Origin of the sequence: Pseudoalteromonas sp. MM1 (assembly GCF_030296835.1) — a bacterium.
GTDB lineage: Bacteria > Pseudomonadota > Gammaproteobacteria > Enterobacterales > Alteromonadaceae > Pseudoalteromonas.
This window is the reverse complement of sequence record NZ_AP027922.1, coordinates 3,258,109-3,279,041: the sequence shown is the minus strand read 5'-3', so window position 1 is coordinate 3,279,041 and position 20,933 is coordinate 3,258,109. Positions and strand designations below refer to the sequence as shown.

The window sequence follows — 20,933 nt, the reverse complement described above, 5'->3', positions numbered from 1 at the left end:
TGATCAATAATATTTAGTGTTTTTGTGCTTTGTGCTTTGTGCTTTGTGCTTTGTGCTTTGTGCTTTGTGCTTTGGGCGTTGTCGACTGTACTTAACCATTAAAGTGCTAGCAGGGAGTGCTTTATAAATGTGTGAACTTAGTCAACTCCGACGCCGAGAAAAGGAGTTTGAAAAACTTAAATAGGTACTTTTCTTAAAAGTTAGCCCTAAAGCCCTTTATTTTTTATATCAACTTATATTGTGGCATATCAGTGAGTAACAATTACACAAGGGATATCATTAGAAAAAAGGACTGATTTTAAAGTATTTAGGCGGGTATTTATTACATCTGTAACATTACTGTCATCTTGATGAAATATAATTTATGCAACGACAGAATTAAAGGGTGTTTTGATGACTTCCAATCCGAATAAGCCGACTTTAAATACGGATCGAAGCCGTCTATTTAAAGACCGGTTTGCAAAGTGGGGTATTTCCGCAGGCGGAGTAATGGTATTAATAGCATTGTTATTAATATTCTTTTACCTTCTTTATGTAGTACAACCAATTTTTGAATCTGCAAAAGTAGAGAAACGTAACAGTTTTAACGTTGCTAATGCTGAACAAATTGTGGGCTTAGGTGTTGAGGAGCAAACTGAGGTTGCATTTTTACTCTCTCAGCAAGGCGAGGTAGACTTTTATAGTGTGCAAGATGGCAGCTTTGGTAAAAAGCTCGAGACATTAAGCGCTAATCTACCTAGCGATGCATCAAGCTTTGCAAACAGTGCGCCGTTTCAGGGGCACTATGCGTTTGGTTTAGAAAATGGCTCAGTGGTTGTTGTTGCACCTAAGTTTTTAGTTACTTTTCCTAATAATCAAAGAAAGTTAACACCACGGTTAGATTACCCCCTTGGCGAAATGGCTCTTGAAGTTGATGAACAAGGTGCCGCTATTAAGCGTTTTGCGTTTAGCCACTATGAAGATAAAACAGCCGTTGTTGCATTAACTGAAGATAAGCGCGTTTTATTCAGCAGTTTTGTTGCTGAAGAAAACATGTTTACCGGTGAAGTGGAGTGGGTTGTTGAGCGCACTGAGCTTAATATTGAAGGCCGTGTTGATGAGTTGTTAATCTCGCCAGACACCACGCGTACGTTTGTGCGCTCTGCCAATCAAATTTATGTTTACGATACACGCTACCCAAGCGAAGTAGAGCAAATTCAGCTGCTTTCGGCTAACGAAGAAAGTGCTAACTTAGTGTCTGCGCAGCTACTTGCTGGCGCTAACTCACTAATGCTGGCAAACGATAACGGCGAAGTATCACAGTGGTTTGAAGTAAATACAGACAGCGGCCGCGAGTATCAAAAAATTCGCTCGTTTGAAACAACGAAACAAAGCAAGCTGAATATTTTTACTGAGTTTTATCGTCGTACTTTTTTCACAACAAGCAGTAACGGTGAGTTAGGTGTGTATTACACCACAAGTGAGGCAAAACTTTGGCAAGGTAAAGTCAGCGAGGGTGAGATTAAAAACTTTGCTATAGCTCCGCGCTCAAATGCAGCCCTTATTTTAGCCGATAACCAACTAACTGTATTAGACGTTCATAATGAACACCCAGAGGTTACATGGTCTGCCCTTTGGCAGGAAGTATGGTACGAAGGTTACCCAGAGCCTGCTTACATTTGGCAATCTACATCAGCAAGTGATGACTTTGAGTCTAAATTTTCTTTGGTTCCTATTTCGTTTGGTACCTTAAAAGCAGCGCTTTACGCCATGCTATTTGCAGTACCTATTGCGCTTTCAGCCGCTATTTACACCGCTTACTTTATGTCGAGTGAATTACGTAGAGTGGTAAAGCCAACCGTAGAAATTATGGAAGCTCTGCCAACAGTAATATTAGGCTTTTTAGCAGGCCTGTGGTTAGCGCCACTTATAGAAGAGCACCTACCTGCTATTGTTGGCTTACTGATTTTATTACCTTTAGGGGTATTAGCTACAGCACTTGGTTGGACTAAGTTACCAGCGAGTATTCGCCATAAAATCCCTGAAGGGTCACACTCTATTTTACTTATACCGGTTGTATTATTTATTGGCTGGCTATCGTTTGCAATGAGCGAAACAGTAGAGCTTTGGATGTTTGACGGTAATGTGCGTCAGTACCTAACAAACGAGCTTGGTATGACGTTTGACCAACGTAACTCATTAGTTGTGGGTATTGCGATGGGCTTTGCGGTTATTCCTACTATATTTTCGATTGCCGAAGATGCTGTATTTAGTGTGCCTAAACACTTATCAAATGGCTCACTTGCACTTGGTGCTACGCAGTGGCAAACACTAGTTCGTGTGGTGCTACTAACAGCAAGCCCAGGTATTTTCTCTGCCGTAATGATGGGGCTTGGCCGTGCAGTGGGCGAAACCATGATTGTATTAATGGCTACAGGTAATACGCCAATTATGGATTGGAGTATTTTCCAAGGTATGCGTACTTTGGCTGCAAATATTGCGGTAGAAATGCCTGAATCAGAAGTAGGCAGCTCGCACTATAGAATCTTGTTCTTGGCAGCATTTGTACTATTCATATTCACGTTTGTTTTCAACACAGTGGCTGAGTTTGTTCGTCAGCAACTGCGTGAAAAATACAGCTCAATGTAAGTGGAGAGACACGACATGGTAAAGCAGTGGTTTAAGTCTGGTTCTCCTTGGATTTGGATGACAGGTGGTGCAGTAAGCATCAGCTTAATTTCAGTTCTCGGTTTATTAGCAATGATAGCTTGGAAGGGATTAAGTTTTTTCTGGCCATCAGAAGTAGTTCAATTTGAGCTAGAAGGGTCTATTTCAAAACAAACCATAATTGGTGAAGTTTACGACCGGGAGCTAGTACCTACAGCGCGTTTAGCTGCAACAGGTATTGATGTTTCAGATTTTAATAAAGACGAAGTTGAGCGTTTACTGATAAAAACAGGTAACCGCGAATATGTAGACTTAGACTTTCGTTGGATATTAGAAACTGACATTACTGAGCAAAGTACACCGGCTACGCTTGCTGTATTTGAACGCAGTAAAAACGGTAACTTTTATGGCTACATAGAAGGTGTAATTAAAGATGGAGAGCCAGTTTCTGGCGATAAAATCGAAGTCTTACATGAGTTAGTCGAGCGTGCAGTTGATTTAAACGACGAAGCACTTGATTTACAAAATGGCGACATCGGTCATATCAACTACGAATTAGAACGTCTTCGCTTGCAAGAAAAAGCATACTTGCTTGATGATGAACTAACCGATGAGCGTGTTGCTGAGCTTGCCAAGGCACGTGCTGAGTTACGTAACGAATACGCCGTACTTGAAAAAGAGTTATTTGCACTGCGTAAAAAAGCTAAGCGTGACCAAGTATTAGTTAAGGATATGCGCGGTGAAGTAGTTACTATTCCACTGTATCAAGTACTTGATGTTTGGTTGCCGAACGACATGGGCTTTTTCTCAAAATTAGGCCATTACTTTGTACAACTGGGTAAATTTGTATCAGACGACCCACGTGAGGCAAACACCGAAGGCGGCGTATTCCCTGCTATATTTGGTACCGTATTTATGGTTATGCTGATGGCTGTTATTGTGACCCCATTTGGTGTTGTTGCTGCAATTTACTTACACGAATACGCAGCTAAAAATGCAGTAACTAAGATGATTCGTATTGCGGTAATTAACCTTGCGGGTGTACCGTCTATTGTTTATGGTGTATTTGGTTTAGGCTTTTTTGTATACATGTTAGGTGGTAGCCTTGACCAACTATTTTACCCAGAAGCCGCGCCAACGCCAGTATTTGGTACGCCAGGTGTTATGTGGTCTGCGCTTACATTAGCGATTCTTACACTACCGGTTGTAATTGTGTCAACCGAGGAAGGTTTATCGCGTATTCCTAGTACAGTGCGTGATGGTTCATTAGCGCTTGGTGCAACCAAGGTTGAAACCTTATGGCGTATTATTATTCCTATGGCAAGCCCAGCAATTATGACAGGTTTGATACTTGCTGTTGCTCGAGCGGCCGGTGAGGTTGCGCCGTTAATGTTGGTAGGTGTGGTAAAAATGGCCCCTACGTTACCACTTGATGGCAACTTCCCTTATTTTCACTTAGATAGAAAGTTCATGCACTTAGGCTTTCATATTTATGATGTGGGTTTTCAAAGCCCTAATGTTGAAGCGGCGCGCCCGCTGGTATACGCAACGGCCTTCTTATTAGTGTCGGTGATTATTACCCTCAACATAACAGCGATAGGCATACGTAACCATTTACGTGAAAAATTCAGATCGCTTGAACACTAATTAGTAAAGAATTATAGGTAACAAACATGATTACAGTCGCTCCACAAGTAAACCAAGCTAATAAAAGCTTGAAGTTAGACTTAGAAAACTTAACTGATGACCAAAAAGCGTTAGAGATTAAGAACCTTGATCTTTACTATGGTGAAAAGCAAGCGCTTAGCAAAGTAAATATGAATATTCCAAAGGGCCAAGTAACGGCGTTTATCGGCCCTTCGGGTTGTGGTAAATCAACGCTATTACGTTGTATTAACCGCATGAACGATTTAGTTGATGTGTGTCGCATTGAAGGTGAAATATTGCTTCACGGCCAAAACATTTACGATAAAAATGTAGATGTAGCGGCGCTTCGTCGTAACGTGGGTATGGTGTTTCAGCGTCCTAACCCATTTCCTAAATCAATTTATGAAAATGTGGTTTATGGCCTACGCTTACAAGGTATTAAAGAAAAGCGTAAGCTAGATGAAGTGGTAGAGCAGTCACTTCGCGGCGCGGCTTTATGGGATGAAGTAAAAGATAGATTACACGATAGTGCATTTGGTCTATCGGGTGGTCAGCAACAACGTTTAGTTATTGCCCGTTCAATTGCAATTGAACCTGAAGTGCTATTACTTGATGAACCAACATCGGCACTTGACCCAATTTCTACTTTGGTTATTGAAGAGCTAATTAACGAGTTAAAGAATAAATTTACCGTTGTTATTGTGACACATAACATGCAACAAGCAGCGCGTGTATCTGATCAAACTGCCTTTATGTACATGGGTGAGTTGATTGAATACTCAGACACAAATACCTTATTTACAACGCCAAGCAAAAAGAAAACGGAAGATTACATTACAGGCCGTTACGGCTAGTTGTATACGTTTTAGTGTTGTAAACGAATTTAAGAGAAGGTAATTATGGAACATAATATAAATAAGCATATTTCTGGGCGCTTTAACCAAGAGCTAGAAAATGTTCGTAACCATGTACTTAACATGGGTGGACTAGTTGAGCAGCAGCTAAGCAGTGCATTAGATGCAGTAAGCCGTAATGATGCTGAACTGGCACAAAAAGTACGCCAGAACGATTACAAAGTAAATGCGATGGAAGTGAGTATTGATGATGAGTGTACACGCATCATTGCGCGTCGCCAGCCTGCAGCGAGCGATTTACGCTTAGTAATAGCCATTGCAAAAACGATTGCCGATTTAGAACGCATTGGCGATGAAGCAGAGCGCATTGCTAAAGTTGCCTTGGATTCATTTACTAAAGATCAGCAAGATTTATTAGTGAATATCGAAAACATGGGTCGCCAAGTTTTAAAAATGCTACACGATGTGCTTGATGCATTTGCACGTATGGATGTACAACGCGCCTTTGAAGTACATAAAGAAGATTCAAAAGTTGACCGCGAATATGAAGCAATCACGCGTCAAATTATGACTTACATGATGGAAGATCCACGTTCAATTCCTAAGATTATGGATTTAGTATGGTCTGTACGTTCATTAGAGCGTATTGGCGACCGTTGCCAAAATATTGCAGAATACATTATTTATTTTGTTAACGGCAAAGATATTCGTCATACATCTCAAGAAGATATAGAAAAATCGTTATAGGTTTTTATCTATCATTCTTTTTTATTAAAGCGGCTTAGTGCCGCTTTATGCATTATTAGCAGTGATGAAATAATAAAAAGCGTTCACAATCGCCGCTAATACTGTAAAATTCATGCTGCAAAGCATATCAATTTGATTAAAGGGTCAGTTATGCCTACAAACGCGTTTTTAGGAGTATTTGCAAAATCTCCTATCAAACCAATGGAAGAACACATCAAGAAGGTTCATCAAGCAAGTAAAGCCTTGATACCTTTTTTTAATCACGTATTTAAAGAAGAGTGGGAGCAAGCAGAAGAGCTTCGTTTAACTATTCGTAATTTAGAGCGTGAAGCTGATGATATGAAAAGAGATATACGCTTACAATTACCGCGCGGTTTATTTATGCCGGTAGAGCGTACTGATCTGCTCGAACTCGTAACTCAACAAGATAAAATAGCAAATAAGGCTAAAGACATTGCAGGGCGCGTAATTGGCCGTGAAATGACAATTCCTAGTGCTATGCAAGCAGACTTTTTAGCTTATTTAACTCGTTGTGTTGATGCGACTAAACAAGCATCAAAAGCAATTAATGAGTTAGAAGAGTTATTAGAAACAGGTTTTAAAGGTCGCGAGGTTACCTTAGTAGAAAAAATGCTCGTAGAATTGGATGCCATAGAACAAGACACGGATGATATGCAAATTAAAGTACGCCGCCAACTACGCGATGTAGAAAGCGAGCTAAACCCTATTGATGTTATGTTTTTATACAAAATCATTGAATGGGTTGGCGAGCTTGCAGATATTGCAGAGCGCGTAGGATCACGTCTTGAGCTGATGCTAGCTCGTTAATTTAAAATCAGTTCAAAAACGAAAGATTAAGGTTACACAATGGATATCATTGCATCTTACGGCACGGTATTAGTTTTAATTGCCGCAGCAGTCGGCTTTTTTATGGCTTATGGTATTGGCGCGAACGACGTTGCTAATGCGATGGGTACTTCGGTAGGTTCAAAAGCGTTAACAATAAAACAAGCAATTATTATTGCTATGATTTTTGAATTTGCTGGTGCTTATTTAGCAGGTGGTGAGGTTACATCAACAATTCGCAAAGGGATTATTGATGCAGCGCCTTTTGCTGCGCTCCCTGATTTAATGGTTTTAGGTATGATCTCTGCGCTTTTTGCAGCGGGTACTTGGCTATTAATTGCTTCATTTTTAGGCTGGCCTGTTTCAACCACTCACTCAATTATTGGTGCAATTATTGGTTTTGCATTAGTTGCAGTGGGTACAGAGGCTATTCAATGGAATAAAGTAGGTGGTATTGTCGGTAGCTGGATTATTACGCCTGCTATATCTGGCTTCATTGCTTACTTAATCTTTATGAGTGCGCAAAAGCTGATTTTTGATACTGATGCACCTCTTAAAAACGCAAAACGCTTTGTACCTCTGTACATGGGTTTAGCGGGCTTTATTATGGCACTAGTAACAATTAAAAAAGGCTTAAAGCATATAGGTATTAACCTAGGCGCTACAGAAGGCTATTTAATTGCTATTGCGATCGCAGTGATTGTAGCGATTATTGGTAAAATTGCGATTTCACGTTTAAATATCGACCCTAAGGCCGATAAACAAATGCAATTTAATAACGTAGAAAAAGTATTTGCGGTATTAATGGTATTAACAGCGTGTTGTATGGCGTTTGCGCATGGCTCTAACGATGTAGCGAATGCAATTGGTCCGCTTGCTGCGGTTGTGAACATTGTTGAAAGCAATGGTGAAATCGCTAAAAAAGCAGCTATTGCATGGTGGATTTTACCACTAGGTGGCTTTGGTATTGTTGCCGGTCTTGCTATTTTAGGTAAAAAGGTAATTAAAACCATAGGTGAAGGCATTACTCACTTAACACCTAGCCGTGGTTTTGCTGCTGAACTAGCGGCTGCGTCTACCGTTGTTATTGCATCAGGTACAGGCATGCCAATTTCTACTACACAAACCTTAGTTGGTGCGGTATTAGGTGTAGGTATGGCACGAGGTATTGCTGCACTTAACATGGGCGTTATCAGAAACATTGTAGTTTCTTGGGTAATTACATTGCCAGTTGGCGCTGCCCTTGCTATTGTTATTTTCTACGTACTAAGAACCGCGTTTGGGGTTTAACAAAAAAGTACTCAAAGACTTTTAGCTTGAAAAGATCTCAACGCCCTAGGTGTTGGGGTCTTTTTATTTGTGGAAAGAAAAAATGACCAATCTTCCAAGTATTAAGCAGCTGCAATATTTATTAGCTGTGCATCAACACCAGCATTTTGGCCGTGCAGCAAGTGCCTGCTTTATAGGACAATCTACTTTAAGCAGTGCAATTCAAAACCTTGAGGAAACACTCGGTTGTCAACTAATTGAGCGAGAAAATCGTAGCCTTATGTTTACCAGTATTGGTGAAGAGGTTGTTGAACGCTCTCGTAAAATTATTAACGATACAATTAGTTTAAAAGAGCTAACCAAAAGCTTTTTAACACCACTCAGTGGTAAGTTAGTGGTAGGCGTTATACCCACTATCGCCAGCTTCATAGCAGCGCCTTTGTATCACTTTTGTAAGCAAACCTTTTGTGATCTAGAGTTGGTACTCGTTGAAGATACTAGCGACAAGTTATTAGATAAGCTTGAACATGGCCATATTGATTTAGCCTTATTAGCTTTACCGTACCAAACGGAGAAGTTTCATACTCAAGTATTGGCTAAAGATCACTTTAGTTTAGTGCACCATAAAGATTACAGCCCTGCTAAAGGGGTCGAAGACTTTAATTTGCTACCCGATGCGAGTGTATTTTTATTAGAGCGAGAGCATTGTATGACGGGGCATGCATTGAGTGCGTGTCACTTAAACCGCTCAAGCTGTATTAATCCGTTTGAAGCTGCAAGCTTACACACTTTATTAAGCATGGTAGAGCATCAATTAGGGGTTACATTTTTACCGCAAATGGCAATTAATGCGGGCATTCTTAAAGATAAAAATATGATAGCAACTCCATCGCAAGGGGATGCCTACAGAGATATAGGCATACTGTGGCGTAAAACCACAGGAAGAATTCGCGACTTTAAGTTATTCAGTCAACAGTTGGAAGTGTTTTTGGCTCACCAATGTAGCTTAGACTTTGAGAATTAAGCCTATTTACCTTAAGGTTAAAGTGCAGCAGTAATATGTTGTTTTAGGTAAACAGGGTTTGTGCAGTGTGGTTATTGGCCACTATTAAGCACTAGCGTAGCATAAACAAAACAGCAGCCTACAAGGGCTGCTGTTTGCTATGTGTTTGGCTTTCAAAGGGTTCTAGTTCGGGTAGAAAAAGCAGGTAAATCCATACGACTACATTAAAATATGGGAGCAGGCCTAAAGTAGCAAATACGCCTACAGGGTAACCCTTTAGCTGCGCGTACCGGTAGCACTGATACGCAATTACACAATGTATTACGAGAAGTAAAATTATCAACTGCGCCATACCTTTCTCCTTAAACCTGACAAGCTTAAACCTCTATTTAATTGCTAGCCATGTATGTTTATAGGTAATGTCATGTTTTTATTGTTAAATCATCAAAATAACAAGACATTTACTAAGTGGTACGTAAAGTATAGGCAATAAGTGCAATAATGATAGTAATAAAATGCTTAAAACTGTTTAAAAATGTTTAGCTAGCGCTAGGCGGTTGTTGGATAAAAGGTTTCTTCTGGTAAATAATTTTAAGTGTCGATTGCACTTTTTCTACAGGCACTGGGCGAGCAATAAAGTAGCCTTGTCCGTAGTCAACACCAATCTCTTTAAGTGCAAAAAATATCTCTTCGCTTTCTACGTATTCTGCCACAGAGCGCTTATCAAGGGAGCGGCTTATATCGTTTATGGCTTTGACCAGTGCTAGGTCAATAGGATCGTTAATCATGTCGCGTACAAATGAGCCATCTATTTTTACATGTTGTGCAGGCAACTGTTTTAAATAGTTAAATGTGCTAAAGCCTGTGCCAAAGTCATCAATAGAAAAGTGACAACCTAAGCTGTTTAGCTTTTCTATCATTTTGCGAGTGGCTTTTAAATTGTTAACAGAGGCCGATTCGGTAATCTCAAAAATAATACGCGAAGGCGGCACGTGGTATTTTTCAAGGCTCGACTCTATATGTGGCAGTAAACGCTCATCTAAAAACGATTGGGCAGAAAGGTTGATCGCCACTTGATTCAAATCTGGGTGCTCAGCCACGCTGGCAATAGCATTGCGAATAACGCATTGGTCCATCAAAAAGGTATCGTTTAGCAACTCCAAAGAGGGAATAAACTGGTTAGGAAAAATAAGTTTATTGTCTATTTTTAAACGTAACAAGGCTTCAAAATAAGCCACTTTATTGGCTTTAAAGTCCCATATTGGCTGGTAATGCAGCTCTACGTTATCTTGCTGAAGTGCTTGTCGAATCTCATGCCCCCACTCAAGTCCGGTTTGCAAAGTGTTATTTTGCGCATCTTCTTTTGAGTAGCAGTGCACTAGGTTACGCCCTAAACTTTTAGCAATATATAAGGCGATATCGGCTTGCTTGAGGCACTCACTCGGATCGCAATTTTTAGCCGTTATTTGGGTTAAACCAATAGAGCAGCTAATAGAATACACTTGGTCTTCAGATTTAAACTCGTGCTGTTCAATCGCACTACAAATACTCTCTGCAATTAGGTGAGCGTCAAGCAGTTGCGTGTTTTTTAAAATAACAGCAAATTCGTCACCGCCTATTCTGCATACTAAATGTTTTGCGCTAATGTTTGCTTCAAATAATTGGGCTACATCTTTTAGTACAATGTCGCCTTGTTGGTGGCCTTTGCTGTCGTTAATTATTTTAAAATGATCTAAATCGATATAAATAAGCGCGTGCTCTACATCACCATAGGTGTGATTGTTTTGGCATATTTTGTTGAGTTGTTGATCAAAGTAATAACGATTATGTAAGCCTGTTAGCGTATCGTGTAGGGCTAAGTGGCGTAGCTTTAACTCAGCCTGCTTACGCTCGTGTATGTTGTCGATTGTGGCAGTAATGGTGGCATTATTACGGCTGTTTTTTATCAGCTGTAATCGGCATTCAACCCAAATTTGATTGCCATTTTTATGATTAAGTTGAATCTCAACTTGCTGCTGGTGTGTGCCGCCATTAAGAATATCGTTAATGGTCGTATTTAGTTTTATTTGGCATTCATCAGAGCAATAATCGGTCAATGATTTTTGCAAAGACGATTTAACCCCAAAGCCACTGAGTGTTTCCCAAGCAGGATTGATAAAGCGAATTTTGCCTTGTTGGTCGAGCTCTAAAACCACCGTATTTAAATGCAGCAAAATACGCTGGTGCGCCGAAAATAGCTCTTTATAGCGTACTTCGCTAAGACTTAGCTGCTCAACCTTTTGAGCAAACTCTGCATAGCTCACCATAAAGTCTTCACGTCGCGCTGCATGGTCACATACTTTATTTAAAAACGATGGGTCGTACGGTGCTCTTATAAAATCGGTAACACCGGAGAGTAGCAGCTGCTCTGCATAGTCTGCATCGTTATTATCAATAATAGTTACGATGGCTTGTTTAGGGTTATGTTGCAGTATTTCTTCGACTAAAACGCTGGAAGTTTCAGCGTGCGACGCGGTTGCATCAAGCAGCACAATAGCAAACTTTTGTTGGTTATAGGCGCTGAGGGCATTTTGCTTTGTGGTGACATGGGTAATAGCAAAGTTGAGCTTTAGTTGCTCTGTTATTTCATCGGCTTTTTGCGCAATAGGCTCAAGCAAGAGTAAATTAAGGCGACTACTTTTTTCTAAATGCGTAGACAGAACATTGGCCAGCACCTGCGGCAACATGTCTTGGTGCTCAAAGGGCAATACAGCATCTATGCCATAACTGCGAGCGGTGGTTTCTGCTATACGCTCACAATAAATAGGCGGAATAAGTAAAATAGGGGTGTTTTTTGGGGTGTTAAGTAAACCTGAGCGGATCATCCGAGAAAAACGCCAGCCATCTATTTTCCCCACGCTTAGGCCTGTAATAATCATGTTTACTGGCTGCTTTTTCAAAAGGGTAAGTGCATCTAGGCTATCTGCGGCTTCAATAAATTCAAATACGTTTAAGTACTCTAACGTGGCGCGTATAGTGCGGCGTTCTTCGCTACTTGCGTTTAGAATGAGCAATTTCAGCTTATCTGCCACTTTTTATAACCCCAAAACAAAGCCATCAATATCAAAGGCAGTAAGAATAATGATATTTACCAATAAGAACAAGATTATTTAAAGTAGTTACTCAAATGTATCTAAAATAGGGTGAATCCTCTCAACTGTGGTAGATATCTTGAGCTTAGCCGAGGATAGATATACACTTGGCGCGATTTTAATGATGTGGAATACCGACTATGCGCGTGGCTGACTTTAGCTTTGACTTACCTGATGAATTAATTGCTCGTTTTCCTAAACAAGACAGAACCAGCAGCCGTTTACTAACCTTGGATGGCCCAACTGGCAACGTTGAACACAAAGTGTTTAGTGACTTACTTGATTTAGTTAACGAAGGTGACTTATTGGTATTTAATAACACCCGCGTTATTCCTGCACGTATGTTTGGCCAAAAAGCATCAGGCGGTAAAGTAGAAGTGCTTGTAGAGCGTGTAGTTGATGAGCACCGAGTACTTGCCCATGTAAGAGCAAGTAAGTCGTTAAAGCCTGGTAACGAAGTTATTTTAGAAGGCAAAGCAAAAGCGACAATGATTGCGCGACACGATACATTATTTGAGCTTGAATTTGATCGCAGCCAAAATGTACTCGATATTCTAAACGATATTGGCCACATGCCTTTACCTCCTTACATTGACCGCCCAGACACCGAAGCTGACCGCGAGCGTTATCAAACAGTATATGGCGAAAAGCCGGGCGCAGTAGCAGCGCCTACAGCAGGGCTGCATTTTGACGATAAGCTAATGGCGGCATTAAAACAAAAAGGCGTAAACATGGCCTTTGTTACGCTACATGTTGGCGCAGGTACGTTTCAGCCGGTGCGTGTAGAAAGCGTAGATGAGCATGTAATGCACTCTGAGTACATTGAAGTGCCTGACGACGTGGTACAAGCTGTTGCACAAACTAAAGCCAGTGGCGGGCGCATTATTGCGGTAGGTACTACTTCTGTGCGTTCACTTGAGTCGGCAGCAAAAGTACACGGCGGTAAATTAGAGAGCTATTTTGGCGATACCGATATTTTTATTTTTCCGGGTTATCAGTTTAATGTAGTTGATGCCATGGTGACGAATTTTCACTTGCCAGAATCAACCCTCATAATGCTAGTCAGTGCCTTTAGCGGGCAAGATAACATTATGGGCGCGTACAACACGGCTATAGAACAAAAGTACCGCTTTTTTAGCTACGGTGATGCGATGTTTTTAACACGCAAGTAACAAGTTATTGTTTAATAGTCAGTCGAATCTATCAAAAACCCCAGCTTAGTTGCTGGGGTTTTTGTTTGTGGCAATTGGCATAACTGAATTTACCGCAGCTAATAGTAATAGCGGGGCAAAAAGGGTAGAATCGGGCGGTTAAATTATAGCTTGTTGGACTGTTTTTCCGACATTGAGGATGATATGAAATTTGAATTAGACCGCACCGACGGAAAAGCGCGCCGCGGCCGCTTGATTTTTGACCGTGGTGTAATAGAAACGCCTGCATTTATGCCAGTTGGTACTTACGGTACTGTTAAGGGCATGACCCCAGATGAAGTTAAAGCCACAGGGGCGCAAATTTGTTTGGGTAACACCTTTCATTTAATGCTACGCCCAGGTACTGAAATCATTAAACAACATGGTGATTTACACGACTTTATGAATTGGGACTTTCCAATTTTAACCGACTCAGGTGGTTTCCAAGTATTTAGCCTTGGCGCTATGCGTAAAATTACCGAAGAAGGCGTGTTGTTCCAATCGCCTGTAAATGGTGACCAAATTATGATGTCGCCTGAAAAATCAATGGAAGTACAGCGTGATTTAGGCTCAGACATCGTAATGATTTTTGACGAATGTACGCCATATCCTGCTACCGAAAAAGAAGCTAAAGACTCAATGGAGCTATCGCTTCGTTGGGCTAAGCGCTCTAAAGAAGGCCACGGCGATAACCCATCAGCCTTATTTGGTATTATTCAAGGTGGTATGTACCCAGAGTTACGTGCACAATCACAAAAAGGCCTAGAAGAAATTGGCTTTGATGGTTACGCACTAGGCGGCCTATCGGTTGGTGAGCCTAAAAACGAAATGATGAATATTCTTGATCATTGTGCGTACAAAATGCCAGAAGACAAACCGCGCTACTTAATGGGTGTAGGTAAACCTGAAGACTTAGTTGAGTCTGTACGCCGTGGTATTGATATGTTTGACTGTGTAATGCCTACCCGTAATGCACGTAATGGTCATTTATTTATTACCACAGGTACAATTAAAATTCGCAACGCAGTACACAAAACAGATACTGGCCCACTCGATTCTGAGTGTGATTGCCATACCTGTAAAAACTACTCGCGCGCTTATTTGCATCACCTTGATAAATGTAACGAAATTTTAGGTGCACGACTAAACACAATTCATAACTTACGATACTATCAGCGTGTTATGGAAGGCCTACGCAATGCAATTAGCGAAGGTAAACTAGAAGAATTTGTTAGTGATTTTTATGCTCGCCGTGGCCAAGATGTGCCAGAGCTTGCAGATATAAATTAAAATTTAAAAATATAGAGGAAGTATTATGAGTTTATTTATTTCAAACGCACACGCCGCTGCTGGTCAACCTGCTGCAGGTGGTGGTTGGGAAATGCTAATTATGTTAGCTATTTTCGGTTTAGTTTTTTACTTTTTAATTTACCGCCCGCAAGCTAAGCGCGTTAAAGAGCACAAAAGCTTAATGAGTGCGATGGCTAAAGGTGATGAAGTACTTACTCAAGGTGGCTTAGTAGGTAAAATTGTTAAAATTACTGAAGATAAAGATTTCATCGTGATTTCTTTAAATGAGCAAGCTGAAGTAACAGTACAAAAATCGGCAGTATCTGCTGTATTGCCTAAAGGCACAATGAAGTCACTATAAAAATAAAAAGGACATGCCTGTGTTAAACAAGTTTCCAATTTGGAAGTATTTACTTGTTTTAGCTGTGGTAGCCATTGGCCTTTTATATGCTTCTCCAAACTTGTATGGCCGCGATCCGGCCATTCAGGTTTCGGGGGCTAAAGGCGCAGATGTCGATCTCAGTGTAGTAGACAAAGTAAACGCAACCCTCAAACAACATAATGTAACAGCTAAGTCTACCGTGCTTGAAGGCGGCCAAGTATTAGTACGTTTTAAAAATGTTGAAGAACAGCTAAAAGCGCAAGACTTACTGCGTAACTCTCTTAGCGACGATTATATCTCTGCTATTAATATGGCACCCGCGCAACCTGCATGGTTAAAATCATTGGGTGGTAACCCGATGAAGCTAGGTCTTGATTTAAGTGGTGGTGTTCACTTCACCATGGAAATCGACATGGCAACCGCGGTAGATAATCAGCTAGAGCAAATGGAGCAAGACTTTAGAAGCGATTTACGCGAAGAAAAACTTCGTTACCGTAGTGTTCGCCGTGTAGCGGGCTCTGAGCGTATGCGTGTCGAAATGCGTACCGAAGAAGACAAAGACGCCGCTGAGCGTTTTTTAGCATCGCGCTACCCACTAAACGTATACATAGATGATAGCAGCAACGACCGCGCATTTTTTGCCACTATGAGTGAGCAAAAGCTTAAAGAAATACGTGACTACGCTATAAAGCAAAACGAAACCATTATTCGTAACCGTATTAACCAAATTGGTGTTGCAGAGCCTAACGTACAGCGCCAAGGTGCTGAGCGCATTATTGTGCAACTACCTGGTGTACAAGATACAGCACGCGCCAAAGAAATTTTAGGTGCAACGGCCACGCTAGAATTTCGTGAAGTAGACGAAAATGCAGATCCAAGTGCGGCTGCTCAAGGGCGCATTCCTGCAGGCACAGAAATGATCATGAGCCGCGATGGCTACCCTGTGGTACTAAAAAAACGTGTCATTCTTGAAGGTAGCCATATCACTGGAGCGCAATCAGGAAACGATGAATACCAGCGCCCTCAGGTAAGCATTACTTTAGATAGCAAAGGTGGGGCAAAAATGAATGCCTTTACCAAACGCGCTATTGGTAAGCGTATGGCAACGGTATTTATTGAATATAAGCCATCGGGTAAAAAAGATGCAGACGGTAAAGCACTTCCACCTATTAAGGTAGAAGAGGTCATTAACGTTGCGACTATTCAAGCTCGTCTTGATCGCTCATTCCGTATTACAGGTATTGATAACCCAGCCGAAGCCCATAACTTAAGCTTGCTATTACGCGCCGGTGCATTAGTTGCGCCAATTCAAATTGTTGAAGAGCGCACAGTAGGCCCAAGCCTAGGTCAAGAAAACATTGAAGCCGGTATGACCGCTGTAGCCCTAGGCTTTGCGTTTGTACTTGCCTTTATGCTTATTTACTACAAAGGGTTTGGTTTAGTTGCCAACGTTGCACTAGCTGCTAACTTAGTGCTTATTGTAGGTGTAATGTCGTTAATACCAGGGGCAACTTTAACGCTGCCAGGTATTGCCGGTATTGTATTAACAGTAGGTATGGCGGTTGATGCTAACGTTCTTATTTTTGAGCGTATTCGTGAAGAACTGGCCGATGGCCGCAGCCCTCAACAAGCCGTTCATTTTGGTTACGATAGCGCATTTAGTACTATTTTTGATGCCAATATTACCACTTTAATTGCTGCGGTTATTTTATTTGCAGTGGGCACCGGCCCTATTGCAGGTTTTGCCGTAACGCTGGCAATTGGTATTTTAACTTCAATGTTTACAGCCATAGTTGGTACCCGTGCGGTAATTAACTTATTTATTGGTGGTAAGCGCATTGATAAACTTTCAATTTAAGGAGCGGACATGCAAATTTTAAGTTTGGGTGGTAAAACCCTACGTTTCATGTCACTTCGTAAAGTGGCAATGGGTTTTTCTACGCTATTAATTTTAGCGTCGTTTGCCTCAATTTTTATCAAAGGTTTAAACTTTGGTTTAGATTTTACTGGCGGTACCGCGGTAGAAGTTGGTTTTTCGCAACCTGCTGATTTAAAAAAAGTACGCTCAGTATTAGCTGAAAACGGTTTTGCTGATGCCTCAGTGCAGCTGTTTGGTTCTAGCCAAGATATTTTGGTTCGCTTAGCGCCGCGCGGCAGTGAAGTAAAAGCCGAGGTGATTGGTAACCAAGTGATTACTGCCTTAAAGCAAGCTGATGAGAGCGTAGTAATGCGCCGCATTGAGTTTGTAGGTCCAAGCGTAGGGGAAGACTTAAAAGAGCAGGGTGGCTTAGCCATGTTAACTGCGCTTATTTGTATTTTGATTTACGTGGCATTTCGCTTTGAGTGGCGTTTTGCTGTGGGCGCGGTAGGTGCACTACTACACGATGTAATTATTACAGTTGGCTTGTTTTCTGTATTAGGATTAGAGTTTGACTTAACTATTCTAGCGGCCATATTGGCGGTAATAGGTTACTCACTTAACGATACTATTGTTGTATCTGACCGTATTCGTGAAAACTTCCGAAAAGTACGCATCGACGACACGATTGAAATTATCGACATGTCGTTAACGCAAACACTCAACCGTACACTTGTAACGTCAATCACCACTATTTTGGTATTGATTGCGCTATTTGTGTGGGGCGGACAAACCATTCACGGCTTTGCTACTGCCCTGTTATTTGGTGTGTTCATTGGTACTTATTCTTCAGTTTACGTTGCAAGCTCGGTAGCTATTAGCATGGGCGTAAGTAAAGAAGATTTAATACCAGAAGTCATCGAAAAAGAAGGCGCAGACCTAGACGCATTGCCGTAATAGAGTTAACGCTAAATAAAACCGCTCAATTGAGCGGTTTTTTATTGCGCGCTGTTTTATAGAGCCGGGTTGCCTTTAAGGGTAAACGTACACGCTCTTTAGGCTGAACTTATACCAATCCGAAATAATACTTAATCATTTTCAGGGGCTAAATGTGTCGCTATCTGCGTTAAAAAATTCTCATTTAGAACAACTAAATAGCGAATTTTTTTGCCTTGTTATCAACACGTTTACCCATCCTCAAAATAGGTCACTTAATTATGCGGATTGGTATAAAGCCTTGAGCCGATTATATAATTAAGCCATTACAATAACGTCTGAATAGTTAGCAGTGTAGTAGGTATAAACTGAGGGCTGAGATGGTATTGCTCTAAATAGAGCAAATTTAATCCTGAATGGTTAATAGCATCTAATGCCATAAAATTGTCATACAGGCTTGCTACTTTAATGCCCCTATTAAACTACAATCAGGTTTTGCAGTGACGATGCAGCGCAAGTTACTAGACTATATTTTAAGTAACGGTGAAATAACCACGTTATTTCAACCTATTTTTGATATAGCTAATCAAACAATTATAGGTTACGAAGCGCTAAGTCGAGGGCCCAAAAACAGCCCTCTAGAAATGCCAACCCGATTGTTTGAAGCGGCAAGTGAGCACGCCTTAATTTCAGAACTTGAGCTATTATGCCGCTCAAAAGCAATTGAAAACTTTGTAAAGCTGAACCTAAACGGTAAATTGTTTTTAAATGTAAGCCCCAAAACTTTGCTTGACCCTTGCCACCCAAAAGGTGAAACCCTGCACTTAATAGAGCAGTTTGGCTTAGTGGCAAACCGCGTGGTGATTGAAGTAACAGAACAAGAAAAGGTCGATGATGGCTTTTTGTTATTAAAAACAATTGCGCATTATCGCGAATTGGGTTTTATTATTGCCATTGACGATTTTGGTGCTGGTTACTCGGGGTTAAAGCAGTGGTCTGAACTATGCCCTGACTTTGTAAAAATAGATCGCTATTTTATTGATCATTGCGATGAAAGCGAAGTTAAAAAAGAGTTTTTAAAATCGATTACGGTATTAGCAAAAGCAACAAACACCGCAGTAATAGCCGAGGGTATAGAAAGAGCACAAGAGCTCGCTTATGTTGAAAGCTTAGGAATAGCAAACGTACAAGGTTTTTTATTGGAAAAACCGAACTCAAATCCAAGTCTTGATTACAGCTCAGAACAATTACAAGGATTGAGTTTTAAACAGCCAAACAACACGTTTGATCAATCTATGGCCATTGGCTGGCTTGCTGTAACACAAGAGGCAATAGACAGCGAAACTCGCAGTAAAGATGCCCACAAACTATTTGAAAAAGACAAGGCCGTTATAAGCCTTGCGGTTTTAAATAAAGCAGGTCAGCCGGTTGGGCTACTGCATAAAGATCAGCTCACAGAAGTGTTTGCAGCGCCTTATGGCCATGCTCTTTACGACAAGTGCCCCGTAACCGATTTTATGGATAAACAACCTTTAGTGGTGGATGAAAACCAGCTTCTTGATACTGTGAGTCAGCAAATTACAGAGCAAGACTTTGATATTCGCCGTCATATTGTGATCACGCGTCATGGTCGTTACTTAGGGCTTGCCCCTTTACGTGATATTTTAAAACATATAACAGAAGAAAAAATACGTCACGCCAAGCATGCTAACCCACTCACTATGCTTCCTGGTAATGTAGCGATTAATGAGGCAATAGAGCAAAGGCTACGCTCAAAAAGTATGTTTTCGCTTGCTTATATAGATCTTAATCACTTTAAGCAGTTCAATGATTTATACGGTTATGCCAGTGGTGATAGTGTGATTAAATTGTTGGCCAATGTAACCGTGCAAGCGTGCGAAAACAGTGCTAACTTTGTAGGACATATAGGTGGCGATGACTTTATGGTTGTGTTTGACCAATCAAATGCTGTGCATATTTGTAATACCATAATTGAGCAGTTTGAACTGCAATCACGCATCTTTTTTACGCCTGAGCACATTAAGAGCAAAGGTTATTGGGCTACAAATCGTGAGGGAGAAAAGCAATTTGTACCTTTACTTACGTTATCAATTGGCCTTGTGACTCCCGATTTACAAGAATGTAAAAACAGCCATCAAGTTGCAGCACTGGCAACAGATGCTAAAAAAGAGGCTAAGCGGTATCGCCATAGTTATTTGTTTATTTGTAAGCGCAGAAAGCCAGCGCCTGCCGTAGTGCACTTGGCGACAGATAACAAACACGTGGTATAAAAATAGGTAATTATTATGTTGCCATTAAAAAAAGTTGTAGCTGGGTTTGCTTTACTTGCAATTAGTTTTTTTGTGCAAGGGGCCGAAATTGTTAATGTTGCTCAAAAGCAAAGTGTGCAAAATGCCCGCGAAGAATACCTAAGTGAACTATTAACACGAGCCCTAGAGCGGGCTAATTACCCTGTAGTTATAAAAATGCAGTCAGTGAGTTTACAACAACAACGTGATCTTATTGAGTTAGATAAAACAGAGCTGGACATTTATTGGAGCATGAGCAGCCCAGAACGAGAAACACGGGCAATAGCGGTTAAAGTACCTCTTTTTAAAGGCTTTATAGGCAAGCGTGTTTTACTAACCAGTAAAAAAAATGTCGGAAAATTTGAAGGCATTACCACTTTAGCGCAATTAAGTGAGCTTTCGGCGGTACAAGGGCATGATTGGCCAGATACAAAAATAATGGCCTATAACGGCTTACATGTAAGGCCACTGAGTAACTATCAAGCTATGTTTACACTTACTAGCCGGGGCAGAATCGATTACTTTCCACGTTCATTTATCGAAGTTAATTCTGAGCTTGTTGCCAATGCGCAGAGTAACTTAGTTATTGTGCCTAATTTATTTATTAGTTATCCCACCGGTATTTATTACTTTGTTGTGAGTAGTAAGCCAGCTCTAGCACAGGCCATAGAGCTGGGGCTAAAAAAAATGCAAAACAGCGGAGAGTTTGACACGTTATTTGATGAGTATTTTGCAAAAGACATAAATTCACTTCCTTTTACCAAGGGGCACACTACAGAGCTAAAGCTCGATAACCCTTACTTTTAAAAACAAAAAAGGAGCCAT

At 40.9% G+C, this 20,933-nt stretch carries 16 protein-coding genes; 14 read left to right on the top strand and 2 right to left on the bottom strand.

Going from position 1 to position 20,933, the window contains the following annotated elements:
* The first annotated feature begins 393 nt into the window (after positions 1-393).
* The 7 genes from QUE46_RS14775 to QUE46_RS14745 all read left to right on the top strand — a co-directional run bounded on the left by QUE46_RS14775 (position 394) and on the right by QUE46_RS14745 (position 9,033).
* Positions 394-2,628, top strand: coding sequence for an ABC transporter permease subunit (locus tag QUE46_RS14775; protein ID WP_286245423.1), 2,235 nt, complete (start codon positions 394-396; stop codon positions 2,626-2,628).
* A 15-nt stretch (positions 2,629-2,643) separates the two neighbouring features.
* On the top strand, positions 2,644-4,293 hold the full coding sequence (pstA, locus tag QUE46_RS14770; protein ID WP_286245422.1) for a phosphate ABC transporter permease PstA: 1,650 nt from the start codon (positions 2,644-2,646) through the stop codon (positions 4,291-4,293).
* Between the two features lie 26 nt (positions 4,294-4,319).
* Positions 4,320-5,147, top strand: a complete 828-nt coding sequence (gene pstB, locus QUE46_RS14765; protein ID WP_286245421.1) for a phosphate ABC transporter ATP-binding protein PstB — start codon at positions 4,320-4,322, stop codon at positions 5,145-5,147.
* Positions 5,148-5,192: 45 nt separating this feature from the next.
* Positions 5,193-5,894, top strand: a complete 702-nt coding sequence (gene phoU, locus QUE46_RS14760; protein WP_286245420.1) for a phosphate signaling complex protein PhoU — start codon at positions 5,193-5,195, stop codon at positions 5,892-5,894.
* A gap of 150 nt (positions 5,895-6,044) precedes the next feature.
* A complete protein-coding gene (locus tag QUE46_RS14755; protein ID WP_286245419.1) occupies positions 6,045-6,722 on the top strand; it encodes a TIGR00153 family protein in 678 nt (225 codons plus the stop codon).
* Positions 6,723-6,761: 39 nt separating this feature from the next.
* Positions 6,762-8,030 carry an inorganic phosphate transporter gene (locus QUE46_RS14750; protein WP_024031439.1) on the top strand — a complete coding sequence of 423 codons (1,269 nt, stop codon included), beginning with the start codon at positions 6,762-6,764 and terminating at the stop codon, positions 8,028-8,030.
* 82 nt (positions 8,031-8,112) lie between these two features.
* Entirely contained in the window at positions 8,113-9,033 is a 921-nt protein-coding gene (locus QUE46_RS14745) for a hydrogen peroxide-inducible genes activator (RefSeq protein ID WP_286245418.1), read from the top strand.
* A 118-nt stretch (positions 9,034-9,151) separates the two neighbouring features.
* Here the strand turns inward: QUE46_RS14745 and QUE46_RS14740 are convergent, their stop codons facing one another.
* Together QUE46_RS14740 and QUE46_RS14735 are read right to left on the bottom strand one after the other, a co-directional pair.
* A complete protein-coding gene (locus QUE46_RS14740; RefSeq protein ID WP_024031438.1) occupies positions 9,152-9,364 on the bottom strand; it encodes a hypothetical protein in 213 nt (70 codons plus the stop codon).
* A gap of 187 nt (positions 9,365-9,551) precedes the next feature.
* Positions 9,552-12,083, bottom strand: a complete 2,532-nt coding sequence (locus QUE46_RS14735; RefSeq protein ID WP_286245417.1) for an EAL domain-containing protein — start codon at positions 12,081-12,083, stop codon at positions 9,552-9,554.
* A gap of 200 nt (positions 12,084-12,283) precedes the next feature.
* On the opposite strand from QUE46_RS14735, the gene queA reads away from it, so the two are divergent.
* From queA to QUE46_RS14700, 7 genes are all read left to right on the top strand, one after another.
* Positions 12,284-13,315, top strand: coding sequence for a tRNA preQ1(34) S-adenosylmethionine ribosyltransferase-isomerase QueA (gene queA, locus QUE46_RS14730; RefSeq protein WP_286245416.1), 1,032 nt, complete (start codon positions 12,284-12,286; stop codon positions 13,313-13,315).
* Positions 13,316-13,498: 183 nt separating this feature from the next.
* Positions 13,499-14,623 carry a tRNA guanosine(34) transglycosylase Tgt gene (gene tgt, locus QUE46_RS14725; RefSeq protein WP_286245415.1) on the top strand — a complete coding sequence of 375 codons (1,125 nt, stop codon included), beginning with the start codon at positions 13,499-13,501 and terminating at the stop codon, positions 14,621-14,623.
* A 25-nt stretch (positions 14,624-14,648) separates the two neighbouring features.
* Positions 14,649-14,984, top strand: a complete 336-nt coding sequence (gene yajC, locus QUE46_RS14720) for a preprotein translocase subunit YajC (protein ID WP_058549351.1) — start codon at positions 14,649-14,651, stop codon at positions 14,982-14,984.
* Between the two features lie 19 nt (positions 14,985-15,003).
* Positions 15,004-16,863 carry a protein translocase subunit SecD gene (secD, locus tag QUE46_RS14715; protein WP_286245414.1) on the top strand — a complete coding sequence of 620 codons (1,860 nt, stop codon included), beginning with the start codon at positions 15,004-15,006 and terminating at the stop codon, positions 16,861-16,863.
* A 9-nt stretch (positions 16,864-16,872) separates the two neighbouring features.
* A complete protein-coding gene (gene secF / locus QUE46_RS14710; protein ID WP_286245413.1) occupies positions 16,873-17,820 on the top strand; it encodes a protein translocase subunit SecF in 948 nt (315 codons plus the stop codon).
* 479 nt (positions 17,821-18,299) lie between these two features.
* Complete coding sequence (locus QUE46_RS14705; RefSeq protein ID WP_286245412.1) at positions 18,300-20,090, top strand: bifunctional diguanylate cyclase/phosphodiesterase; 1,791 nt, start codon at positions 18,300-18,302, stop codon at positions 20,088-20,090.
* Between the two features lie 15 nt (positions 20,091-20,105).
* On the top strand, positions 20,106-20,915 hold the full coding sequence (locus tag QUE46_RS14700) for an ABC transporter substrate-binding protein (RefSeq protein WP_286245411.1): 810 nt from the start codon (positions 20,106-20,108) through the stop codon (positions 20,913-20,915).
* Positions 20,916-20,933 lie beyond the last annotated feature (18 nt).